The 18,269-nt window shown below is 59.2% G+C and carries 17 protein-coding genes; 9 read left to right on the top strand and 8 right to left on the bottom strand.

Translation table 11 applies throughout. From position 1 onward, the window contains the following. Nucleotides 1-22: 22 nt before the first annotated feature. Nucleotides 23-1,009: a 2-hydroxyacid dehydrogenase gene (locus ACN0SO_RS12115; protein ID WP_417677950.1), complete on the bottom strand. Its 987-nt coding sequence runs from the start codon at nt 1,007-1,009 to the stop codon at nt 23-25. 250 nt (nt 1,010-1,259) lie between these two features. Here ACN0SO_RS12115 and ACN0SO_RS12120 point away from each other — a divergent pair, with 250 nt between their 5' ends. Then, nucleotides 1,260-1,784, top strand: a complete 525-nt coding sequence (locus ACN0SO_RS12120) for an SH3 domain-containing protein (protein ID WP_417677952.1) — start codon at nt 1,260-1,262, stop codon at nt 1,782-1,784. Between the two features lie 287 nt (nt 1,785-2,071). On the opposite strand, the gene fabI is transcribed toward ACN0SO_RS12120, so the two are convergent. The 3 genes from fabI to fabA all read right to left on the bottom strand — a co-directional run bounded on the left by fabI (nt 2,072) and on the right by fabA (nt 4,758). Continuing rightward, nucleotides 2,072-2,884 carry an enoyl-ACP reductase FabI gene (fabI, locus tag ACN0SO_RS12125; protein ID WP_417677954.1) on the bottom strand — a complete coding sequence of 271 codons (813 nt, stop codon included), beginning with the start codon at nt 2,882-2,884 and terminating at the stop codon, nt 2,072-2,074. Between the two features lie 10 nt (nt 2,885-2,894). After that, the gene (gene fabB / locus ACN0SO_RS12130) at nt 2,895-4,118 is read right to left on the bottom strand and encodes a beta-ketoacyl-ACP synthase I (protein ID WP_417677956.1); all 1,224 of its coding nucleotides are present in this window, start codon (nt 4,116-4,118) and stop codon (nt 2,895-2,897) included. Between the two features lie 133 nt (nt 4,119-4,251). Beyond that, nucleotides 4,252-4,758: a 3-hydroxyacyl-[acyl-carrier-protein] dehydratase FabA gene (gene fabA / locus ACN0SO_RS12135; protein WP_346912049.1), complete on the bottom strand. Its 507-nt coding sequence runs from the start codon at nt 4,756-4,758 to the stop codon at nt 4,252-4,254. A gap of 360 nt (nt 4,759-5,118) precedes the next feature. Between fabA and irrA the strand changes: the two genes are divergently transcribed. Further along, nucleotides 5,119-5,550: an iron response transcriptional regulator IrrA gene (gene irrA / locus ACN0SO_RS12140; RefSeq protein ID WP_190291220.1), complete on the top strand. Its 432-nt coding sequence runs from the start codon at nt 5,119-5,121 to the stop codon at nt 5,548-5,550. A gap of 130 nt (nt 5,551-5,680) precedes the next feature. Here irrA and nth read toward each other — a convergent pair whose 3' ends face one another. Then, complete coding sequence (gene nth, locus ACN0SO_RS12145) at nt 5,681-6,496, bottom strand: endonuclease III (protein ID WP_417677959.1); 816 nt, start codon at nt 6,494-6,496, stop codon at nt 5,681-5,683. A gap of 22 nt (nt 6,497-6,518) precedes the next feature. On the opposite strand from nth, the gene ACN0SO_RS12150 reads away from it, so the two are divergent. After that, a complete protein-coding gene (locus ACN0SO_RS12150; RefSeq protein ID WP_417677961.1) occupies nt 6,519-7,040 on the top strand; it encodes a DUF2244 domain-containing protein in 522 nt (173 codons plus the stop codon). 108 nt (nt 7,041-7,148) lie between these two features. Then, entirely contained in the window at nt 7,149-7,487 is a 339-nt protein-coding gene (locus ACN0SO_RS12155) for a hypothetical protein (RefSeq protein ID WP_417677963.1), read from the top strand. Here the strand turns inward: ACN0SO_RS12155 and ACN0SO_RS12160 are convergent. Together ACN0SO_RS12160 and mutS are read right to left on the bottom strand one after the other, a co-directional pair. Then, nucleotides 7,484-8,233 carry a DUF3592 domain-containing protein gene (locus ACN0SO_RS12160; RefSeq protein WP_417677965.1) on the bottom strand — a complete coding sequence of 250 codons (750 nt, stop codon included), beginning with the start codon at nt 8,231-8,233 and terminating at the stop codon, nt 7,484-7,486. The two genes, ACN0SO_RS12155 and ACN0SO_RS12160, sit on opposite strands and share 4 nt — an antisense overlap. Nucleotides 8,234-8,339: 106 nt before the next feature. Further along, a complete protein-coding gene (gene mutS, locus ACN0SO_RS12165) occupies nt 8,340-11,051 on the bottom strand; it encodes a DNA mismatch repair protein MutS (RefSeq protein ID WP_417677967.1) in 2,712 nt (903 codons plus the stop codon). A 148-nt stretch (nt 11,052-11,199) separates the two neighbouring features. On the opposite strand from mutS, the gene ACN0SO_RS12170 reads away from it, so the two are divergent. Genes ACN0SO_RS12170 through trpB form a run of 4 tightly spaced genes read left to right on the top strand, consistent with a single transcriptional unit; the run spans nt 11,200 to nt 16,413 of the window. Next, nucleotides 11,200-13,482 carry an NADP-dependent malic enzyme gene (locus ACN0SO_RS12170; RefSeq protein WP_417677969.1) on the top strand — a complete coding sequence of 761 codons (2,283 nt, stop codon included), beginning with the start codon at nt 11,200-11,202 and terminating at the stop codon, nt 13,480-13,482. A gap of 13 nt (nt 13,483-13,495) precedes the next feature. Further along, nucleotides 13,496-14,473: a hypothetical protein gene (locus tag ACN0SO_RS12175; protein WP_417677971.1), complete on the top strand. Its 978-nt coding sequence runs from the start codon at nt 13,496-13,498 to the stop codon at nt 14,471-14,473. A 59-nt stretch (nt 14,474-14,532) separates the two neighbouring features. After that, entirely contained in the window at nt 14,533-15,192 is a 660-nt protein-coding gene (locus tag ACN0SO_RS12180) for a phosphoribosylanthranilate isomerase (protein WP_417677973.1), read from the top strand. A 15-nt stretch (nt 15,193-15,207) separates the two neighbouring features. Further along, nucleotides 15,208-16,413, top strand: a complete 1,206-nt coding sequence (gene trpB, locus ACN0SO_RS12185; protein WP_417678228.1) for a tryptophan synthase subunit beta — start codon at nt 15,208-15,210, stop codon at nt 16,411-16,413. 33 nt (nt 16,414-16,446) lie between these two features. Here trpB and ACN0SO_RS12190 read toward each other — a convergent pair whose 3' ends face one another. Beyond that, nucleotides 16,447-17,208 carry an SDR family oxidoreductase gene (locus tag ACN0SO_RS12190; protein WP_417677975.1) on the bottom strand — a complete coding sequence of 254 codons (762 nt, stop codon included), beginning with the start codon at nt 17,206-17,208 and terminating at the stop codon, nt 16,447-16,449. A gap of 98 nt (nt 17,209-17,306) precedes the next feature. On the opposite strand from ACN0SO_RS12190, the gene ACN0SO_RS12195 reads away from it, so the two are divergent. After that, nucleotides 17,307-17,945, top strand: coding sequence for a TetR/AcrR family transcriptional regulator (locus tag ACN0SO_RS12195; protein ID WP_417677977.1), 639 nt, complete (start codon nt 17,307-17,309; stop codon nt 17,943-17,945). Nucleotides 17,946-18,269: the final 324 nt, after the last annotated feature.

Here is an 18,269-nt window from a genome sequence, read left to right on the forward strand (position 1 = left end):
GAACGGAGCCGAATCGAAGCTGTCAAAGCATGGACGGCAGGACCCGGTCGGGCGGACGGTGGCCGTCCATGAAGGTCTTGATGTTGATGATGACCTTCTCGCCCATCTCGATACGGCCTTCGATGGTTGCCGACCCCATATGCGGCAACAGCACGACATTTTCCATTTCGACGAGCTTCGGATTGACGGCCGGCTCATGTTCGAACACGTCGAGACCCGCGCCGGCGAGATCGCCGGATTCCAGCATTCGGATCAGTGCGTTCTCATCGATCACTTCGCCGCGGGCGGTGTTGACCACGTAAGCACCCTTCTTCATGAGCTTCAGCCGACGGGCCGACAGCAGATGGAAGGTTGCCGGCGTGTGCGGACAGTGGATGGAAACCACGTCCATGCGGGCGAGCATCTGGTCGAGGCTGTCCCAGTAGGTGGCTTCAAGGGCGTCTTCCACGTCCGCAGCGACCCTGCGGCGATTGTGATAGTGGATCGACATGCCGAAGGCCTTGGCGCGGCGGGCAACCGCCTGTCCGATCCGGCCCATGCCGATGATGCCCAGGCGTTTTCCCCAGATTCGGTGACCCAGCATCCAGGTCGGCGACCATCCGGTCCAATCACCGGTTTCAATTGCCTTGATCCCCGCAGCCAGCCGGCGCGGCACGGCAAGCATCAGCGCCATGGTCATGTCGGCGGTATCTTCGGTCAGAACACCCGGTGTGTTGGTGACGTTGATCCCCCGGTTATTGGCGGTCAGAACATCGATATTGTCGACGCCGTTTCCGAAGTTGGCGATTAGTCGGAGATTCGGGCCGGCCTGGGACAGAACTGAGGAATCGATCCTGTCGGTGACCGTCGGCACCAGAACATCGGCGGTTTTCACCGCTTCAACGAGTTCGGCCTGGCTGAAAGGCCGGTCGTTTTCGTTCAGCCGCGTCTCGAACAATTCGCGCATACGGGTTTCAACGACATCCGGCAATTTCCGGGTTACGACGACCACAGGCTTCTTTTTCGCCATCCCAAACGCCTTTTGCGTTTCGTTGAGGTCACATTAACCACAACAGTCCAACCTTGACGCAACCGTATCCGGGAGCGCCCGCCAATACTCCCTTCTCCTTACCAGATGGCCCGGCAGAAACAAGTAGACGGAAGCGCACGGTGTATAGCCTTTCGGGGCATACTGGTTTTTCAGCGTCGATTTCGCTACAGGTTTTTGCATGAAGTCAGGCCCCTTTGAAATTGGACAACCGAATAACATGGCCCGCTTGATGACAAGACGTCAGACCGGACTCCTCACCCTCTTTGCTGTTCTGCTCCTCGCAGTGCTTCCGCTGAAGGTCCTGGCCCAGGCGAGCCAGACCGGTGCGAGCGGACTGACCGTTCCCCGCTTTGTCAGTCTGAAGTCGGACCGGGTCAATGTGCGCGTCGGCCCGTCACGGGAGCACAACATCGCATGGACATTCGTTCAGGCCGGTCTGCCGGTCGAGATCATCCAGGAATTCGATAACTGGCGCCGCATCCGCGATTGGGAAGGCAAGGAAGGCTGGGTGTTCCACTCGCTGCTCTCTGGCCGACGCACGGCGCTTGTCACGCCCTGGGAAACAACCGGCCGTACGCCCTTGCGCGCCCGCTCCAAGTCTGACGCCGATATTGTCGCGGAGCTGGAGCCGAAGGTTCTGGCAACCGTCGAGGAATGCGCCGGCGGCTGGTGCCGGGTCAGCGGTGAAGGCTATGAAGGCTGGCTGGATCAGACCCGCCTTTTCGGGGTCTATCCGGATGAAGTGATTAATTAAGCTTGGCGTTTCGCCAATATTGATGAGCTGCAGTGAGAGATGGCCGTATCACCCGCTCCACTCTCCCCCCTTGCGGGGGAGATGTCACCTTAGGTGACAGAGGGGGGTGACAGCGGTGGTTGCAAACTCTGGCGCAGTATTTTCCGGAGAGGCTCAAGACCCCCCTCTGTCCGCGGTTGCGGACATCTCCCCATCAAGGAGGGAGACTGGCGCAAGCGGTACCGCACAATTCTTTCAGAAGGGGTGGTGACCGACGCAGACTTGGCCATCCCGAAGAGATCGAACTCTTATTCGGCCGTATGTTCCTGGACCTTCAGCTCATCGAGCCGCGGCATGGAAATGATGTTGTAGCCGCTATCGACGAAATGAACTTCGCCGGTCACACCGCCGGACAGGTCCGACAGAAGGTAGAGCCCGGTTCCGCCGATTTCCTCCAGCGATACCGTCCGGCCCAGAGGCGAATTGCGCTTCTGGTAGTTGAACATCAAGCGGGCATCGGAGACGCCTGAACCGGCAAGAGTCCTCACCGGCCCGGCGGAAATCGCGTTCACGCGGATGTTCTGCTCGCCGTAGTCGACCGCAAGATAACGGACGGACGATTCAAGCGCCGCCTTGGCAACGCCCATGACGTTGTAGTTCGGCATCACCCGCGTCGATCCGCCGTAGGTCAGCGTGATCATCGATCCGCCGTCCGGCATGAGGGGGGCCGCCCGTTTCGCGATCTCCGTGAAGGAGAAACAGGAAATCAGCATGGTCCGGGTGAAGTTTTCCCGGGAGGTATCCGAATATTTTCCGCGCAGCTCCGACTTGTCGGAAAAGGCGATGGCATGAACGAGAAAATCGATCGTGCCCCATTTTTCCTTCAGGGTCTCGAAGACCGCATCGACGGTCGCAATGTCTTCCACATCGCACGGCAGGAGTATGTCGGCACCGATCGATTCGGCCAGCGGCCTTGTTCGACGTCCGAAGGCTTCGCCCTGATAGGTGAACGCCAGTTCCGCGCCGTGCTCAGAAAGCGTTTTTGCAATACCCCATGCAATGGAATGATCGTTGGCCACGCCCATGACGAGGCCGCGCTTACCCTTCATCAAACCCGACATTCAGGGCTCCTCAACCGTGATAACGCGACAGGGCAAGAGAGGCGTTGGTACCTCCGAAGCCGAAGCTGTTGGAAAGCACGGTGTCGAGTCCGGCGTTATCGCGCCGTTCGGTGACGATTTCGTCCTTGTGCAGGGCCGGGTCGAGTTCTGTGATGTTCGCCGAAGCCGTGATGAAGTCGTTCTGGAGCATCAGCAGGCAATAGATGGCTTCCTGCACGCCGGTGGCGCCGAGGCTGTGGCCGGTCAGGGATTTTGTCGACGACGCCGGTGGCTGGTTGTCGCCGAACACGCGGCGGATGGCCTGGATCTCGCCGATGTCGCCCACCGGGGTCGAAGTGCCATGGGTGTTGATGTAGTCGACCTTGCGGTCACCGAGCGTGGAGATCGCCAGTTGCATGCAGCGCTCGCCGCCTTCACCGGACGGTGCCACCATGTCGTAGCCGTCGGAATTGGCGGCATAGCCGGTGACTTCCGCGTAGATCTTCGCGCCGCGGGCCTTGGCGTGTTCCAGTTCTTCCAGAACGACGACACCGCCGCCGCCGGCGATGACGAACCCGTCGCGGGTCACATCATAGGGCCGCGAGGCGGTAGACGGCGTCTCGTTGTATTTGGAGGACATGGCGCCCATGGCATCGAACAGGCAGGACAGCGTCCAGTCGAGTTCCTCGCCGCCACCTGCGAACATGACGTCCTGCTTGCCCCACTGGATCTGTTCCGTAGCCGCGCCGATGCAATGCGCCGAGGTGGAACAGGCCGAGGTGATCGAATAGTTGATCCCCTTGATCTTGAAGGGGGTCGCCAGACAGGCCGAATTGGTCGAGCTCATGCCGCGGGTGACCATGAACGGTCCCATGCGCTTGGGCGAGCCTTTTTCCAGAACAATCTGATGGGCCTGGAACAGGTTCTTCGTCGACGGACCGCCGGAGCCCATGATCAGGCCGGTCTTCGGATTGGATACGTCCGTTTCCTCCAGACCGCTGTCGGCGATCGCCTGTTGCATGGCGATGAAGTTATAGGCCGCGCCGTCACCCATGAAGCGGAGCTGGCGCTTGTCGACCAGGGAGGGAATGTCGACATTCGGCATTCCGTGAACCTGGCTTCGGAAACCGTGTTCGGCATAGTCGGGCGCAAAGACGATCCCGGATTTGCCTTGCCTAAGGCTTTCCAGAACTTCCTGGGTGTTGGCGCCGATTGACGACACGATCCCCATTCCGGTAACGACTACCCGCCTCATTACGGTCTCCTGTTCACTCTGAAACCGGTTCGGCGTGCACAAGCCGTCCGGTCTATCCATTTTTTGAAAATAGGTCCGGCGCCGGCCGGATGCCAGATATTCAGATACCTGAACGCCTTAAAGGCGAACCGGATCAGGTTTGAGCAAGACCGACCCGGAGATCCTTTGCCTGGTAGATCTGCTTGCCGTCGGCCTTGAGCCAACCATCCGCGATGCCCAGAACCAGACGGCCTTTCATCACGCGTTTGAAATCGATTCCGTATTCAACCAGTTTGACGTCCGGCGTGACCATGCCCTTGAATTTCACTTCGCCGGTGGAGAGCGCCATGCCTTTGCCCGGCAGGCCGAGCCAGCCAAGGAAAAAGCCGGTCAGCTGCCACATGGCATCCAGGCCGAGACATCCCGGCATGACCGGGTTGCCCTGAAAGTGGCAGGGGAAAAACCAGAGGTCGGGCTTGATGTCGAATTCCGCGCGAATGAATCCCTTGTCGAATTCGCCACCGGTTTCGGAAATTTCCGTGATCCGGTCGAACATGAGCATGGGCGGCAGCGGCAGTTGTGCGTTGCCTGGTCCGAAAAGCTCACCGCGTCCACAGGTGAGAAGATCTTCGTAGTCGTAGCTGGAGCGCCGCTCGGTCATTCAGGGTCCGTTATGTGCTTTGCATCTGGCTCTCGCCGAAGCATCAGGCCAGAAGTTGGTTTTCATTTGGTATTCGGCGCCTTCCTAACACAGGGTTACCTGCTCTGGAAGTCCACGCAGGCGGTAAGTTTCCGCAGTTTGCGTCAGTTTTTTCCCAATGCCTGCGTCAAATTGACAAAGCTTTGTAAGGAAGCCCGTTTTCATCTTTCAAGGAAAAACTTGCGTCTTTGTGCCAAGAAATGGCAGAAAAGGGGGAATGGCGGTTTGATTTCGCCCAAAACGGCCGGGCGGCGAACAAATTGTGAGCCTTTTCAGGTTATCGTCCGGGACGAAACGGAAGACAGGACTAAAGACGCGGAAATGACAGACATCACGCCGATTCATCACACCGATACGGATGTCTCCGATATTTTGCGCCGGGCAGGCCTCCGGCCGACACGCCAGCGCGTGTCACTCGCCGAGATCCTTTTTTCAAAGGGAGATCGGCATGTCTCCGCCGAGCTGCTTCATGAGGAAGCCGTGGCCGTCAATGTCCCCGTCTCGCTGGCGACCGTTTACAACACCCTGCACCAGTTCACGGAAGCAGGGCTTCTGCGCGAAGTGGCGATCGAGGGCACGAAGACCTATTTCGACACAAATGTATCCGATCACCACCACTTTTTCATCGAGGGTGAAAACGAGGTGTTCGATATTCCGGGCGAAGGTGTCGGCATCGGCTCTATCCCGCAGGCGCCGGAAGGCATGGAAATCGTTCGCGTCGACGTGGTCGTCCGCCTGCGTCCGAAACGCTGATTTCGGCTCCCCGCATCGCCTGAATTTTCTGAACTCGCGCTGTCGCTCCAGGCGGGACCTCGCATAAGCACCGGGGGCTCTTCGCCTTGCGAACCCTGCGGGTATGAACTTTCTCGCCAACTTCCCGGTGTCAGGATCCGGCGGCTTTCTGCCGTTCGATTTGCGCCCTGGTTCTGAGCGCGATTTCCGGAATGGAATCCAGCGGCTCTTTTTCCGGGCTCTTGCACAGATCGTAGATGACGCAGCGCCGGCATTCCGGCTTGCGCGCCTTGCAGATGTAGCGCCCGTGCAGGATCAGCCAGTGATGGGCATGACGGCCGAATTCCGCCGGAACCGCCTTTTCCATCGCCTTTTCAACGTCGAGCGGCGTCTTTCCCGGCGCGATGCCGATCCGGTTGCCGAGCCGGAACAGGTGGGTATCGACGGCAATGGTCGGATGTCCGAAAAAGATATTGAGCACCACGTTGGCGGTTTTCCGGCCGACGCCGGGCAGTTTCTCTAGCGCTTCCCGGTCTTCCGGAACCTCGCCGCCGTGATCGCGGATCAGCTGTTCCGACAGCAGAATGACGTTCTTTGCCTTGGTCTTGAAAAGGCCGATGGTGCGGATTTCCTCGCGCACCTTATCTTCGCCGAGTGCGAGCATTTTTTCCGGCGTGTCGGCAATCTTAAACAGATGTTTCGTCGCCCGGTTGACGCCGACATCGGTTGCCTGCGCCGACAGGACGACGGCGACCAGCAACGTATACGCGTTCACATAGTCGAGTTCCCCTTCCGGCTCCGGGTTGTCGGCGTGGAACCGTTCGAAGATCGCGTAGGTCTCGGCCCGCGTGTACCGTGACTTCTTCAGGACGCGGCCCGGATTTGCCACCGAAGGCGTCTTGCGCTTTGTTTTCGTCGCCGTTTTTGCCGCAGATTTGCGCGGGGCGAGGGTCTTTGCTTCTGCCATGCTCTCTCTATAATCATGCCTCATGAGCGATCACAATCCGAAACACGAGCAACAGGCGTATGAGACCGGGGATGAGGCCCCGTTTTTTTCCGCGATCCTGACACCCTATCGGTCCCTGGGTCCGAAGGGTTTCCTGTTGCTGATGCTCTTCATTGGGGGTGTCAGCTTCGTTTCGGGTCTGGCGTTCCTGTTGATGGGGGCCTGGCCGGTGTTCGGGTTTTTCGGCCTGGACGCGCTTCTGATCTGGCTGGCTTTCCACCTGAACTACGCCGCCGCACGCGCCTATGAGGAAGTGATCGTGTCGCGCACGGAAATCGTCATCCGCAAGGTCGGTCCGGGAAAACGCCACCAGGAATACCGCTTCAATCCCTATTGGGTCCGCCTGTCGATCACGCGGATCGAGGACGAAGGCGTGACGAAGCTGACCCTGACGTCGCGGGGCAAGAACGTCGATCTTGGAAATTTCCTCAATCCGGACGACCGCACCAGCTTCGCCGGCGCCATGGCAAACGCGCTGGCAACCGCCAAGGCCGGCGGAATTTGATCAGCAACTTCTGATTTTGTCTTGCACGCGCGCTCATTTTGCGTCGCAATAAATGCCGCCCGATGGGCGAATGCATTCATGTGCCCGTTTTAGAGAAGGATTTGCCCCATGCCGTCTCTCAGGCTTCCTCTGTCCGGCGATGTTCTGCAATCGATCAATCCCTGGTCCGACATGTTCAAGGCCTTCGGCAGCCAGTTCGGTCTGATCAACATCAATCTCGGCCGGTCGTCCGCGCCCGAGGTCGAGCAGGATATCTTGACCGAAGTCGGCAGCTACGGCCGGCAGATCGGCCGCATCGGCGAAGCACTCCAGGTCCTGATCGACCACCTGGATCTCAAGTCCCTGGATCCAAAGGAAAAGGCCGTGCTCGCCGCCTTCAAGGCGATGCAGGCGGAAATCGCCGAGATCAAGGCCTACCATAAAAAGACCGATGTTCTAACCGGTTAGCGCTCGGCTTCGACGGTCAGAACGGCGCCCCATTTATTGTCGGGCGGGAACCGTGCTTCGAGCATGTCGCCGATTTCGATGGTTTTTGCGAGCTTCTTGTCCAGTTTGCGGGTCGCCTGCGGCACCTCGCCGGCCTCGTCCGGTTCAAGTTGGATGAAGAAGCTGACCTCCATGCGGCCGAGACCCAACCGGTCGATCAGGTCTTCACTCGGCATCTTTCGATAGATCTCCACCTTCTCCGACCGCCAGTCGTCCGGAATGACGACAGCGGCTGTGGCCGCATGCATCGCCAGAACGTACCAGAGCGCATATCCGACAATCGTCAGGATGCCGGCACCGTAAGCGCCATTCCGCAAACTGTGTGAAAACCGGAATAGCGACGAGGACGGCCTGATCTTGTAACAGCTCTTCGTCGGATCTTCCGGCAGATAGAGAATATTGATCGGTCCCTCTCCCGGTGCCTGCTCCCAGTCTGCCTCGCTCAGAAATTCATTTTCCCGAATCGTCTCGCCCTGCGGTGTCCGGTACTCATATTCGACATAGTGGCAATAATCGTAAGCGAGGGTGTCCTCGTTCCGCCGCGTCCTGGTCACGTATTTCCTGAGGATCCGTGCCGTGGTCGGAACGCCCCGCTTCTCGAAGGCCAGCATGTCCGCGCCGAAATTCCAGGCCACGACCGACACGCCGACGAGCAGCAGCGCGATGGCGGACAGGACGTTCGCGCCGTAAAACAGATAGTCGATCATTCATCCTCCGGAAGCGGAAAGCCTTCATGAAGCTCAAGTAATCAGCCGGAGATCTGTCTGCCCGAAGCGGATCGCGCCGAATGCGATCTTGATCACAGTTTGTCGTTTATTTTGGCAAGGATTTGAGCCGGTAAAGGGCGTCGAGCGCTTCCCGTGGTGTCATGTCGTCCGGGTTCAGATCCTCAAGGGCCTCGACAAGGGGATTCGGACCGGCACTGTCCGAACCGGCGCTGGGCGCCGGCGCGGGTATTGCCGCGAACAGGGGCAGTTCGTCGATCAGCGCCTCGGTGGGTGAACGCCGGTCCTGTTCCTCCAGCTGGCTCAGGACCTGCTGGGACCGCTGGACGACGCTTGCCGGCAGACCGGCGAGCTTGGCGACCTGGATACCGTAGGACCGGTCGGCGGCACCCGGCACGATTTCATGCAGGAACACGACGTCGCCGTTCCATTCCTTCACCTGCACCGTGGCGTTCGACAGCCGGTCGAGCTTGGCCGAAAGCGCGGTCAGTTCGTGGTAATGGGTGGCGAACAGGGCGCGCGACCGGTTGACTTCGTGCAGATGTTCGATGGTCGCCCACGCGATGGATAACCCGTCGAAGGTGGCGGTGCCGCGGCCGATCTCATCCAGGATCACCAGTGACCGGTCACCGGCCTGATTGAGGATCGCCGCCGTTTCCACCATTTCCACCATGAAGGTCGACCGTCCGCGCGCCAGATCGTCGGCGGCCCCCACACGAGAGAAGAGGCGGTCGACCACTCCGATATGGGCGCTTGCGGCGGGAACGAAGGCACCCATCTGGGCAAGAACGGCAATCAGTGCGTTCTGGCGCAGGAAAGTGGATTTACCGGCCATGTTCGGTCCGGTGATCAGCCAGATCCGGCCGGTCTTGTCTTCGCCTTCCGGTCCGAGGTGGGCGTCATTGGCAACGAAACTGTCGCCGCCGGCTGTCTTCAGGGCCTGCTCGACCACCGGATGGCGGCCGCCGGAAATGTCGAAGGCGCGCGTGTCATCCACGACCGGGCGCACGTAAGCCTCTTCCTGGGCAAGCTTTGCCAGAGCGGCGGACACGTCCAGGATCGACAGACCGTGAGCCGCCGCCTTGATGGCGTCGCCGTTGGCGACGATTTCCCTGACCAGCCGATCGAAGATTTCCAGCTCGATGGCGAGCGACCGTTCGCCGGCGCTCGCGATCTTCGATTCCAGATCCGCAAGTTCCGTCGTGGTAAAGCGCATGGCGCCGGCCATGGTCTGCCGGTGAATGAAACGGCCCGGGTCCGCGGTGAGTTTTTCCGTCTGGGCGCTGGGCGCCTCGATGAACCAGCCGAGCACGTTGTTGTGCTTGATCTTCAGGGAGCGCAGGCCGAGTTCTTCCGAATAATCGGCCTGAAGCTTGGCGATCACCTTGCGGGATTCGTCTCGAAGGGCGCGCAGCTCATCAAGGTTTTCATCATAGCCGGAAGCGACGAAGTTCCCGTCGCGCTTCATCAGCGGCGGTTCTTCCTTGATCGCCCGGGTCAGTTCCTCACCGAGGTCGTGCGGCGCCTGCTCGAGGCTGGCGCGGGCTGCTGCGATCTCCGCCGGAGCGCTCGCGGCCATGCTGATCTGGTCGATCACCTGGCTTGCGGCCTGCATGCCCTGGGCAACGGCAAGGATATCCCGCGGCCCACCCCGCTGAAGCGCGATCCGGGACAGCGCGCGGGCCATGTCCGGTGCGCCTTTCAGCGTCCGGCGCAGGGCTTCGCGCATCATTTCGTTTTCCAGGAAGAACTCGACGGAATCGTGCCGCCTGGAAATCTCGTCCGGATTGACCAGCGGGCCGGCGAGACGGCTTGCCAGAAGTCGTGATCCGCCACCGGTCACGGTCCGGTCGATGGTGGCAAGCAGGCTGCCCTGCTTTTCGCCGCCGAGCGTGCGGGTCAGTTCCAGGTTGGCCCGGGTTGCCGGATCGATCAGCATGCGGCCCGCACCCGCTTCCCGCGTCGGCGGATCGAGCGGCGGGCGTTCGCCGAGCTGGGTTTTTTCCACGTAAGCGAGAATACCGGCGGCGGCCGACAGTTCGGAGCGTGAGAACGTGCCGAAACCGTCCAGCGTCTTCACGCCGAAATAGTGCGCCAGCCGGTCAGTGGCCGTGGAACTGTCGAAGAAGGCCCGTGGCACAGGAGACAGGGCCGCACCCGACTGCTCGGCCACCTGCCGAACCTCTGATTCCTGCAAGAGATTGTCCGGCAGGATCAGCTCGCGCGGTGAAATCTGGGCGAGATCGGCCGCAAGGCGCTGATCGTCGGTCTCCGCCACCTGGAACGAGCCCGTCGACATGTCGATCCAGGCAAGGCCATAGACCGCATCGCCGGTCAGCGACCCGCCCCTGAGCCGGGACATGGCGGCCAGGAAATTGTTGGCAGACGAATCGAGCAGCCGCTCTTCGGTGAGCGTTCCCGGCGTGACCAGCCGGATCACGTCCCGGCGCACCACGGATTTCGAACCGCGTTTCTTGGCTTCGGCGGGATCTTCCGTTTGCTCGCACACCGCGACCCGATGGCCGCGGGCGATCAGCTTTTGCAGGTAATCGTCGGCCGCGTGCACCGGCACGCCGCACATGGGAATATCTTCGCCCAGGTGCTTGCCGCGTTTGGTCAGCGTGATGCCAAGCGTCTGCGAGGCGATCTCAGCATCTTCGAAAAACAGCTCGTAGAAGTCGCCCATCCGGTAGAACAGCAGGCTGTCCGGATTGGCGGCTTTAATTTCCATGAACTGTGCCATCATCGGTGTGACGCGATGCTCGGCCGGCTCGATTTTCGCAAGGGCTTTGTCAGACATGGCGCGAAGTTAGCAAACCCTTTTATGGGTTTCACAATTGCTATGCCTTTTGATGGTCTTGAGCCGGTAATTTTCAGGGGATAAGGTCGCTGTCCCGCCAGGCCAGCAATGCGATAAAAAAATCGCTATCAGAGGAAACGCCGAAATCATGCCCGCCACCGACAAAACATCTAGGACCGGCCTCAGTTTTACCGAGCAGGAAGCGCTGCAATTCCACCAGGAAGGCCGCCCGGGAAAACTGGAAATCAGCCCGACCAAGCCTATGGCGACCCAGAGGGACCTGTCGCTTGCCTATTCGCCGGGGGTGGCGGTCCCGGTGCTGGCGATTGCGGAAGACCCGAGCCGGGCCTTCGACTACACGACCCGCGGCAACATGGTCGCCGTCATCACCAACGGGTCGGCGATTCTCGGTCTCGGGAATCTCGGGGCTCTGGCCGCCAAGCCGGTCATGGAGGGCAAGGCGGTGCTCTTCAAGCGGTTCGCGGATATCGATTCCATCGATCTGGAAGTCGACACCCAGGATGTCGACGCCTTCATCAATTCGGTCCGTTATCTCGGCCCGTCCTTCGGCGGCATCAACCTTGAAGACATCAAGGCGCCCGACTGTTTCATCATCGAACAGCAGTTGCGCGAGATGATGGACATTCCCGTCTTTCATGACGATCAGCACGGCACGGCGATCATCGCGGCAGCCGGCCTGATCAATGCGCTTCATCTGACCGGTCGGGAGATGAAGGATACGAAGGTGGTCTGCAATGGCGCGGGTGCTGCCGGCATTGCCTGCATCGAGCTGGTCAAGGCCATGGGCATTCCCCATGACAACGTGATTCTGTGCGATACCAAGGGTGCGATCTACAAGGGCCGCACCGAAGGCATGAACCAGTGGAAGTCCGCCCATGCGGTGGAAACCGATGCCCGGTCCCTTTACGACGCGATCAAGGGCGCGGATGTGTTCCTCGGCGTTTCGGTCAAGGGCGCGCTCACACCGGACATGCTGCGCGCCATGGCGCCGAACCCGATCATTTTCGCCATGGCCAATCCGGATCCGGAAATCACGCCGGAAGAAGCAGCCGAGGTGCGCGACGACGCCATTGTCGCCACCGGCCGGTCCGATTATCCGAACCAGGTCAACAACGTGCTCGGCTTTCCCTACATCTTCCGCGGTGCGCTCGATGTCCAGGCAACCACCATCAACGACGAGATGAAGGTGGCTTGCGCCCATGCGCTGGCCGACCTGGCGCGCGAGGAAGTGCCGGACGAGGTCGCCGCCGCCTATCGTGGCAACCGGCCGAAATTCGGGCCGGAATACATTATTCCGGTTCCCTTCGATCCGCGACTCATCTCCGCGATCCCGCCGGCGGTCGCCCAGGCGGCGATGGATTCCGGCGTCGCCCGCCGGCCGATCGTCGATATGGACCGGTACCGGGAAGAACTGTCCGCACGGCGCGATCCGGTTGCCGGCACCTTGCAGCGGATCTTCTCCAAGGTCCGCCAGATGCCGAAAAAGGTGGTCTTTGCCGAAGGCGAGGAAGAGCCGGTTATCCGCGCGGCCGCGAGCTTCGTGGCCCAGGGACTGGGCGAGGCGATCCTGATCGGCCGCGAGGACGAGATCAAGCAGATGGCCCAAAGCGCCGGTGTCGACATCAACCGCCCCGGCATTACGGTGCAGAACGCACGGCTTTCCAATCGCAACCGGGATTACGCCCAGTTCCTCTACGGCCGCCTGCAGCGGAAGGGCTATCTGCAGCGCGACTGCCAGCGCTTGGTCAACAACGACCGCAACTACTTCGGCGCGATCATGGTCGCCCGCGGCGACGCCGATGCCATGGTGACCGGCCTGACCCGGAACTATTCGGTCGCCCTCGACACGGTGCGCACCTGTCTCGACGTCAAGCCGGGCCACCGGGTGATCGGCGTTTCGCTCTGCCTTGCGCGCGGCCGGACGGTCCTGATCGCCGATACGGCGGTGATCGACATGCCGAATTCGGAGGAACTGGCGGATATCGCGGAAGAAGCGGCCCATGTGGCCCGCAAACTCGGTTACGAGCCCCGGGTTGCCATGCTCGCCTATTCCACCTTCGGCCATCCGCGCGGCGAGCGCTCCGAGCGGGTACAGGAGGCGGTCAAGATCCTCGACCGGCGCCGGGTGGATTTCGAATATGACGGCGAAATGGCTGCCGATATCGCCCTCAACATGGACAAGATGGGCGCTTATCCGTTCTGCCGCCTGACGGGGCCTGCGAACGTTCTGGTGATGCCGGCGTTCCATTCCGCGTCGATCTCAACCAAGATGCTGCAGGAACTGGGCGGTTCGACCGTGATCGGCCCGTTGCTTGTCGGCCTCGACAAGCCGGTCCAGATCGTGCCGATGGGCGCCAAGGACAGCGACATCGTCAACATGGCGGCCATCGCGGCGTTCAATGTGACCTGAAAGCTGATAAATCATGAGTAAAACAAAGAAAAGCTGTTTTGTAATCTCTCCTATTGGCGAAGAAGGATCTGAAACTCGCAAAAGATCTGACCAAGTACTAAATCATATTATTAAGCCGGTAGCTTTAGAGTGCGATTACATCGCGGTAAGGGCAGATGAGATAGACAAACCAGGTCTCATTACAAGTCAAGTAATACAAAGAGTTGTTTCAGATGACTTAGTAATTGCTGACTTAACAGAAACAAATCCAAATGTATTTTATGAACTAGCAGTTCGACATGCCTTCAAAAGGCCATTTGTTCAGTTAATAAAGAAAGGAGAAAGAATACCCTTCGATGTAGCGGGAACCAGGACTATATATTTCGATCACAAAGATTTAGATAGCGTACAAGAAACTAAAGAAGCTATCAAAAGACAGATCTTGGAAATCGAAAAAGGTGGGGATGTTGAAACACCAATTTCTGTTTCTGAAGAGCTCCAGAGTTTAAGGCAGAGTGATAATCCAGAAGATCGGGGTCGCGCTGAAATTATCGGCGAGATGTCTCAACTCCGTTCTGTTCTTTCGAACATTCAGGAAATGATTGTAGAGGACAAGAGTCGTAGTAAAAATAGGGAAAGTGAAGTAGAATTTGAATTATCTAGAAGTAACTATTCAAGAATACAATTTAGAAAAACTAGAAATTTAATTGAAGAAATTAAGGGCATAGAAAATAAAAGTCTAGGATTTATTATTATTTGCAGCGCATTAATTAATACTCATCCGTGGGTTTTTAACTTGGCTGAGCAGTTAAACTTCGCAATAATTAACAGAAATAGCAAGTATGCATCTGATATTTTTAACGCGCTTAATTTATATATTCTTACTAATACTGGCAAAAATGAAGAGGAAATTTTTCATATCTTCAATATGTTAAGCTACTATCTGACGAATGATGTCTTAGATTATGCTAAATCCGTTGGCGTTGGAATTGATGATGAAATACCATTTTGATTTTTTGCAAAGTCTTGACCAAGTATATTTCAGAACTACGTTTATGGTTCGATAAAACAATGAACGACCTGATGATCAAGATCTGCGGCCTGTCGACCGAAGACACCATGCAGGCGGCCCTGGAGGCCGGCGCGGACATGGTCGGTCTGGTGTTCTTTCCCAAGAGCCCGCGCCATGTGCATTTATCCGCCGCCTGTAAGCTGGCGGACATGGCCCGTGGCAAGGCGGAGATCGTGGCGCTTACCGTCGACATGGACCTGGACGGACTGTCGCGCATCAACGAACTGGTGAACCCGGACTGGTTTCAGTTTCACGGGGAAGAGACACCGGAGGCCTGTGCTGCGGCCAAGGTCATGTTCCGGAAAAAAATCATGAAGGCCGTGCCGATTTCCGAAAGGGCCGACCTTGAACAGGCGCAGTTCTACGCGATCGTCGCCGACCGCATCCTGTTCGACGCCAAACCGCCGAAAGACTCCGATCTGCCGGGCGGAAACGGCGTTTCCTTCGACTGGACGTTGCTCAAGGACCTTGACCTTGCCAAGCCCTTCATGCTTTCGGGGGGGCTGGACGCGTCCAACGTGGCCGAGGCGATCGAAAAAAGCGGTGCGACTGCCGTCGATGTGTCCTCCGGCGTCGAGCGGGAAAAGGGCGTCAAGGATTGTGATCTTATCCGCGCATTCGTGGCAGCCGCCCGGGGCGCGACAGTGGCAGGGGAGTAACTTGCGTTGACCACGATGGCAAACAGCATGCGCAACGGACCGGACGAGCGCGGCCATTTCGGCATTTTCGGCGGCCGCTACGTTGCCGAAACCCTGATGCCGCTGATCCTCGACCTTGAAAAGGCTTATGAGGACGCCAAGAACGATCCGGCCTATGCGGCGGAGATCGAGGATCTCAACACCCATTACACCGGCCGGCCGTCGCCGCTTTATTTCGCCGAGCGCCTCACCGAGCATCTGGGCGGCGCGAAGATCTACTTCAAGCGCGACGAGCTGAACCACACCGGTTCGCACAAGATCAACAACTGCCTGGGTCAGATCCTGCTGGCCAAGCGCATGGGCAAGACCCGGATCATCGCCGAAACCGGCGCCGGCCAGCACGGCGTGGCGACGGCCACCGTCTGTGCCCGCTTTGGCCTGCCCTGCGTGGTCTACATGGGCAAGACCGATGTGGAACGGCAGAAGCCGAACGTGTTCCGGATGAAGCTGCTCGGCGCCGAGATCGTTCCGGTCACTGCAGGTGCCGGCACGCTCAAGGACGCCATGAACGAGGCTCTGCGCGACTGGGTGACGAATGTGGACAACACCTATTACCTGATCGGGACCGCGGCAGGCCCGCACCCCTATCCGGAAATGGTGCGCGATTTCCAGTCGGTGATCGGCAAGGAAGTCCGCGAGCAGATGATGGCGGCCGAAGGCCGGCTTCCCGATGCCCTTGTGGCAGCCGTCGGTGGCGGTTCCAACGCCATCGGCCTGTTCCATCCCTTCCTCGACGACCCGGACGTCAAGATCTACGGCGTCGAAGCGGGCGGCCGGGGCCTGGAAGGCGAGGAGCACTGTGCCTCTCTGACGGCCGGCAAGCCGGGCGTTCTGCATGGCAACCGCACCTATCTGCTTCAGGACGACGACGGCCAGATCCTTGAAGGTCACTCGATTTCCGCAGGCCTCGATTATCCGGGTATCGGTCCGGAGCACTCCTGGCTCAAGGAAACCGGCCGTGTGACCTATGTTCCGGCCATGGACGACGAGGCGCTGGAAGCCTTCCAGCTGCTGACCAAGGTCGAGGGCATCATCCCCGCACTCGAGCCGGCCCATGCGCTTGCCCATGTGATCAAGCTGGCGCCGCAGATGGACAAGGACCAGATCCTCGTCATGAACCTGTGCGGCCGCGGCGACAAGGACGTCTTCGCTGTCGGCAAGATGCTGGGTTTCGATCTCTGATCCAAATTCCTGACAGAAAGTTGCGCGGCCCGTCTAGTGGCCGCGCATCAGCCTGTAGGCTGCTGCGGGGGAAATCCGGAAAATCAGGCGAAGAAGCTTCGTCTTTTCCACCCAGATCTCCTGTTTTCCGGCGGCAAGGCCCTCCAGAACATCCGCTGCGGCTTGCGCCGGCGGATATTTTTTTGCCGAACCGGGTTTGGAAAGCGTCGTATCGACCAGGGTCATGATCACGTCAGTCACCTGGATGGGCAGGTTCTTCGCGCGGCATTGATCGCGAAACGATCGCGTAAAGTTCGATAGTCCGGCCTTTGTTCCGCAATAGACGGACGCATCGGGGATCGGCGCGAGCGCCAGGCCGGAAGAAATATTGGCGATCACGCCGCCGCCTGGCGCCCTGGCAAGCACCGGCAGCAGGGCCGTGCAGAGTTGTAGCGGAGCGGTCATGTTGATTGCGATTTCGTGGGCGATCAGCTCTTCCTGACCTTCCATCCCGACAGTCAGGTCGTCGTGGCGCATGATCGCGGCATTGTTGATCACAACGCTGCAGTCCGGATGCTGCTCCTGGACCCATTCGGCAACCGTTGTCGCGCCGCGCGGTTCGCCTAGATCGGCGGTGATTGTGTGAACCTTGCCTGGAGACGCAATGGCCAGCCTGTCCAGATGCGTCTTGTTGCTGCCAACGGCCAGTACGCTTGCGCCCTGATCGATCAGTTGCCGGGAGAGTTCGAGGCCGATACCGCGCGCGCCGCCGGTGACGAGCACCTTGCGACCGCTAAAGTTCAGTCGTTGGGTCATTCTTGCCTCTCGAAAACGGGTGTTTGTCTGAGCGCGGCGCCATGCTTTACTAATGTGAGCTTTTACTCGCATCAGACAACTCGCATTCGGAAGCAGCCATGAACCAACGCCTGACGCCCCGAAAACAGCCACGCCAGAAGCGCAGTCAGGAAACCTGTGCCGTCATTCTGGAAGCCGCGGCTCGCATTCTGGAGACCGAGGGCCTGGGCGGATTGACCACCAACCGCGTTGCCGAACGTGCCGGCGTGTCCGTTGGGTCGCTGTATCAGTATTTCCCGTCGAAGGAGGCAATTCTGGCAGAGTTGATCCGTCGCCTTCGCCGCAGCCTGCTAACGGATTGTCAGGCCGCGGCCGAAACCGTGCGCGACCGACCTTTATCCGATGCCGTCGATGTTCTGGTTCGCGCGTGCCTTCGCCATCACCTTGTTCGTCCAGGCCTTGCGCGGGTGCTGGAGCGGGCGGAAGAGGAATTGCCGCTGGAGGAAGATCTTATGATCATCAAGCGTGACTTGAGGACGCTGGTCGCCGGCGTGCTGGGCGAAAGGGGCATAGAAGATGCCGACCAGATTGCGTTCGATCTGATCGCGCTGGGCCATGGTCTCGCCTCGGCTGCAATCGCCAGTGGCGAAACCGATCTTGAAAATCTGTTCCTGCGTCTGCGGCGGTCTGCCCTGGGCTATCTCGGATTGCCAGTCAGCTTACCGACGCACAACCCGGAAAGCGTTATCGCCGCCTGATCGGCTTTTCAGTGAGCGCGGCTTGCAGAAAAAGCTGTCTGCCACGCGCATCCAGGCTTTCTGCCTGTCCCGGCGCACCGTCGATCTCATGACCAGCGGTTTTTTCAACCGGAGCAGGAGCGGGCCGCGGACCGATATGCAGGTGTTTCATAGTGCGCCAGAACCTGGTTGAGAACGGTTCCGGTGGAGCCTCGAAAAGCGAACGGGCCATTTCCTACCTCATTATTGTATTTGTTGGGGCAAAAAGTGCACTGAGTGCTACATAGCAATGCGCTCACAGCTTCGCAAGTCATGGTGTGCATTCCGGCCATGCAATTTCCATTG

Source organism: Roseibium sp., from assembly GCF_048260565.1.
Taxonomy (GTDB): domain Bacteria; phylum Pseudomonadota; class Alphaproteobacteria; order Rhizobiales; family Stappiaceae; genus Roseibium.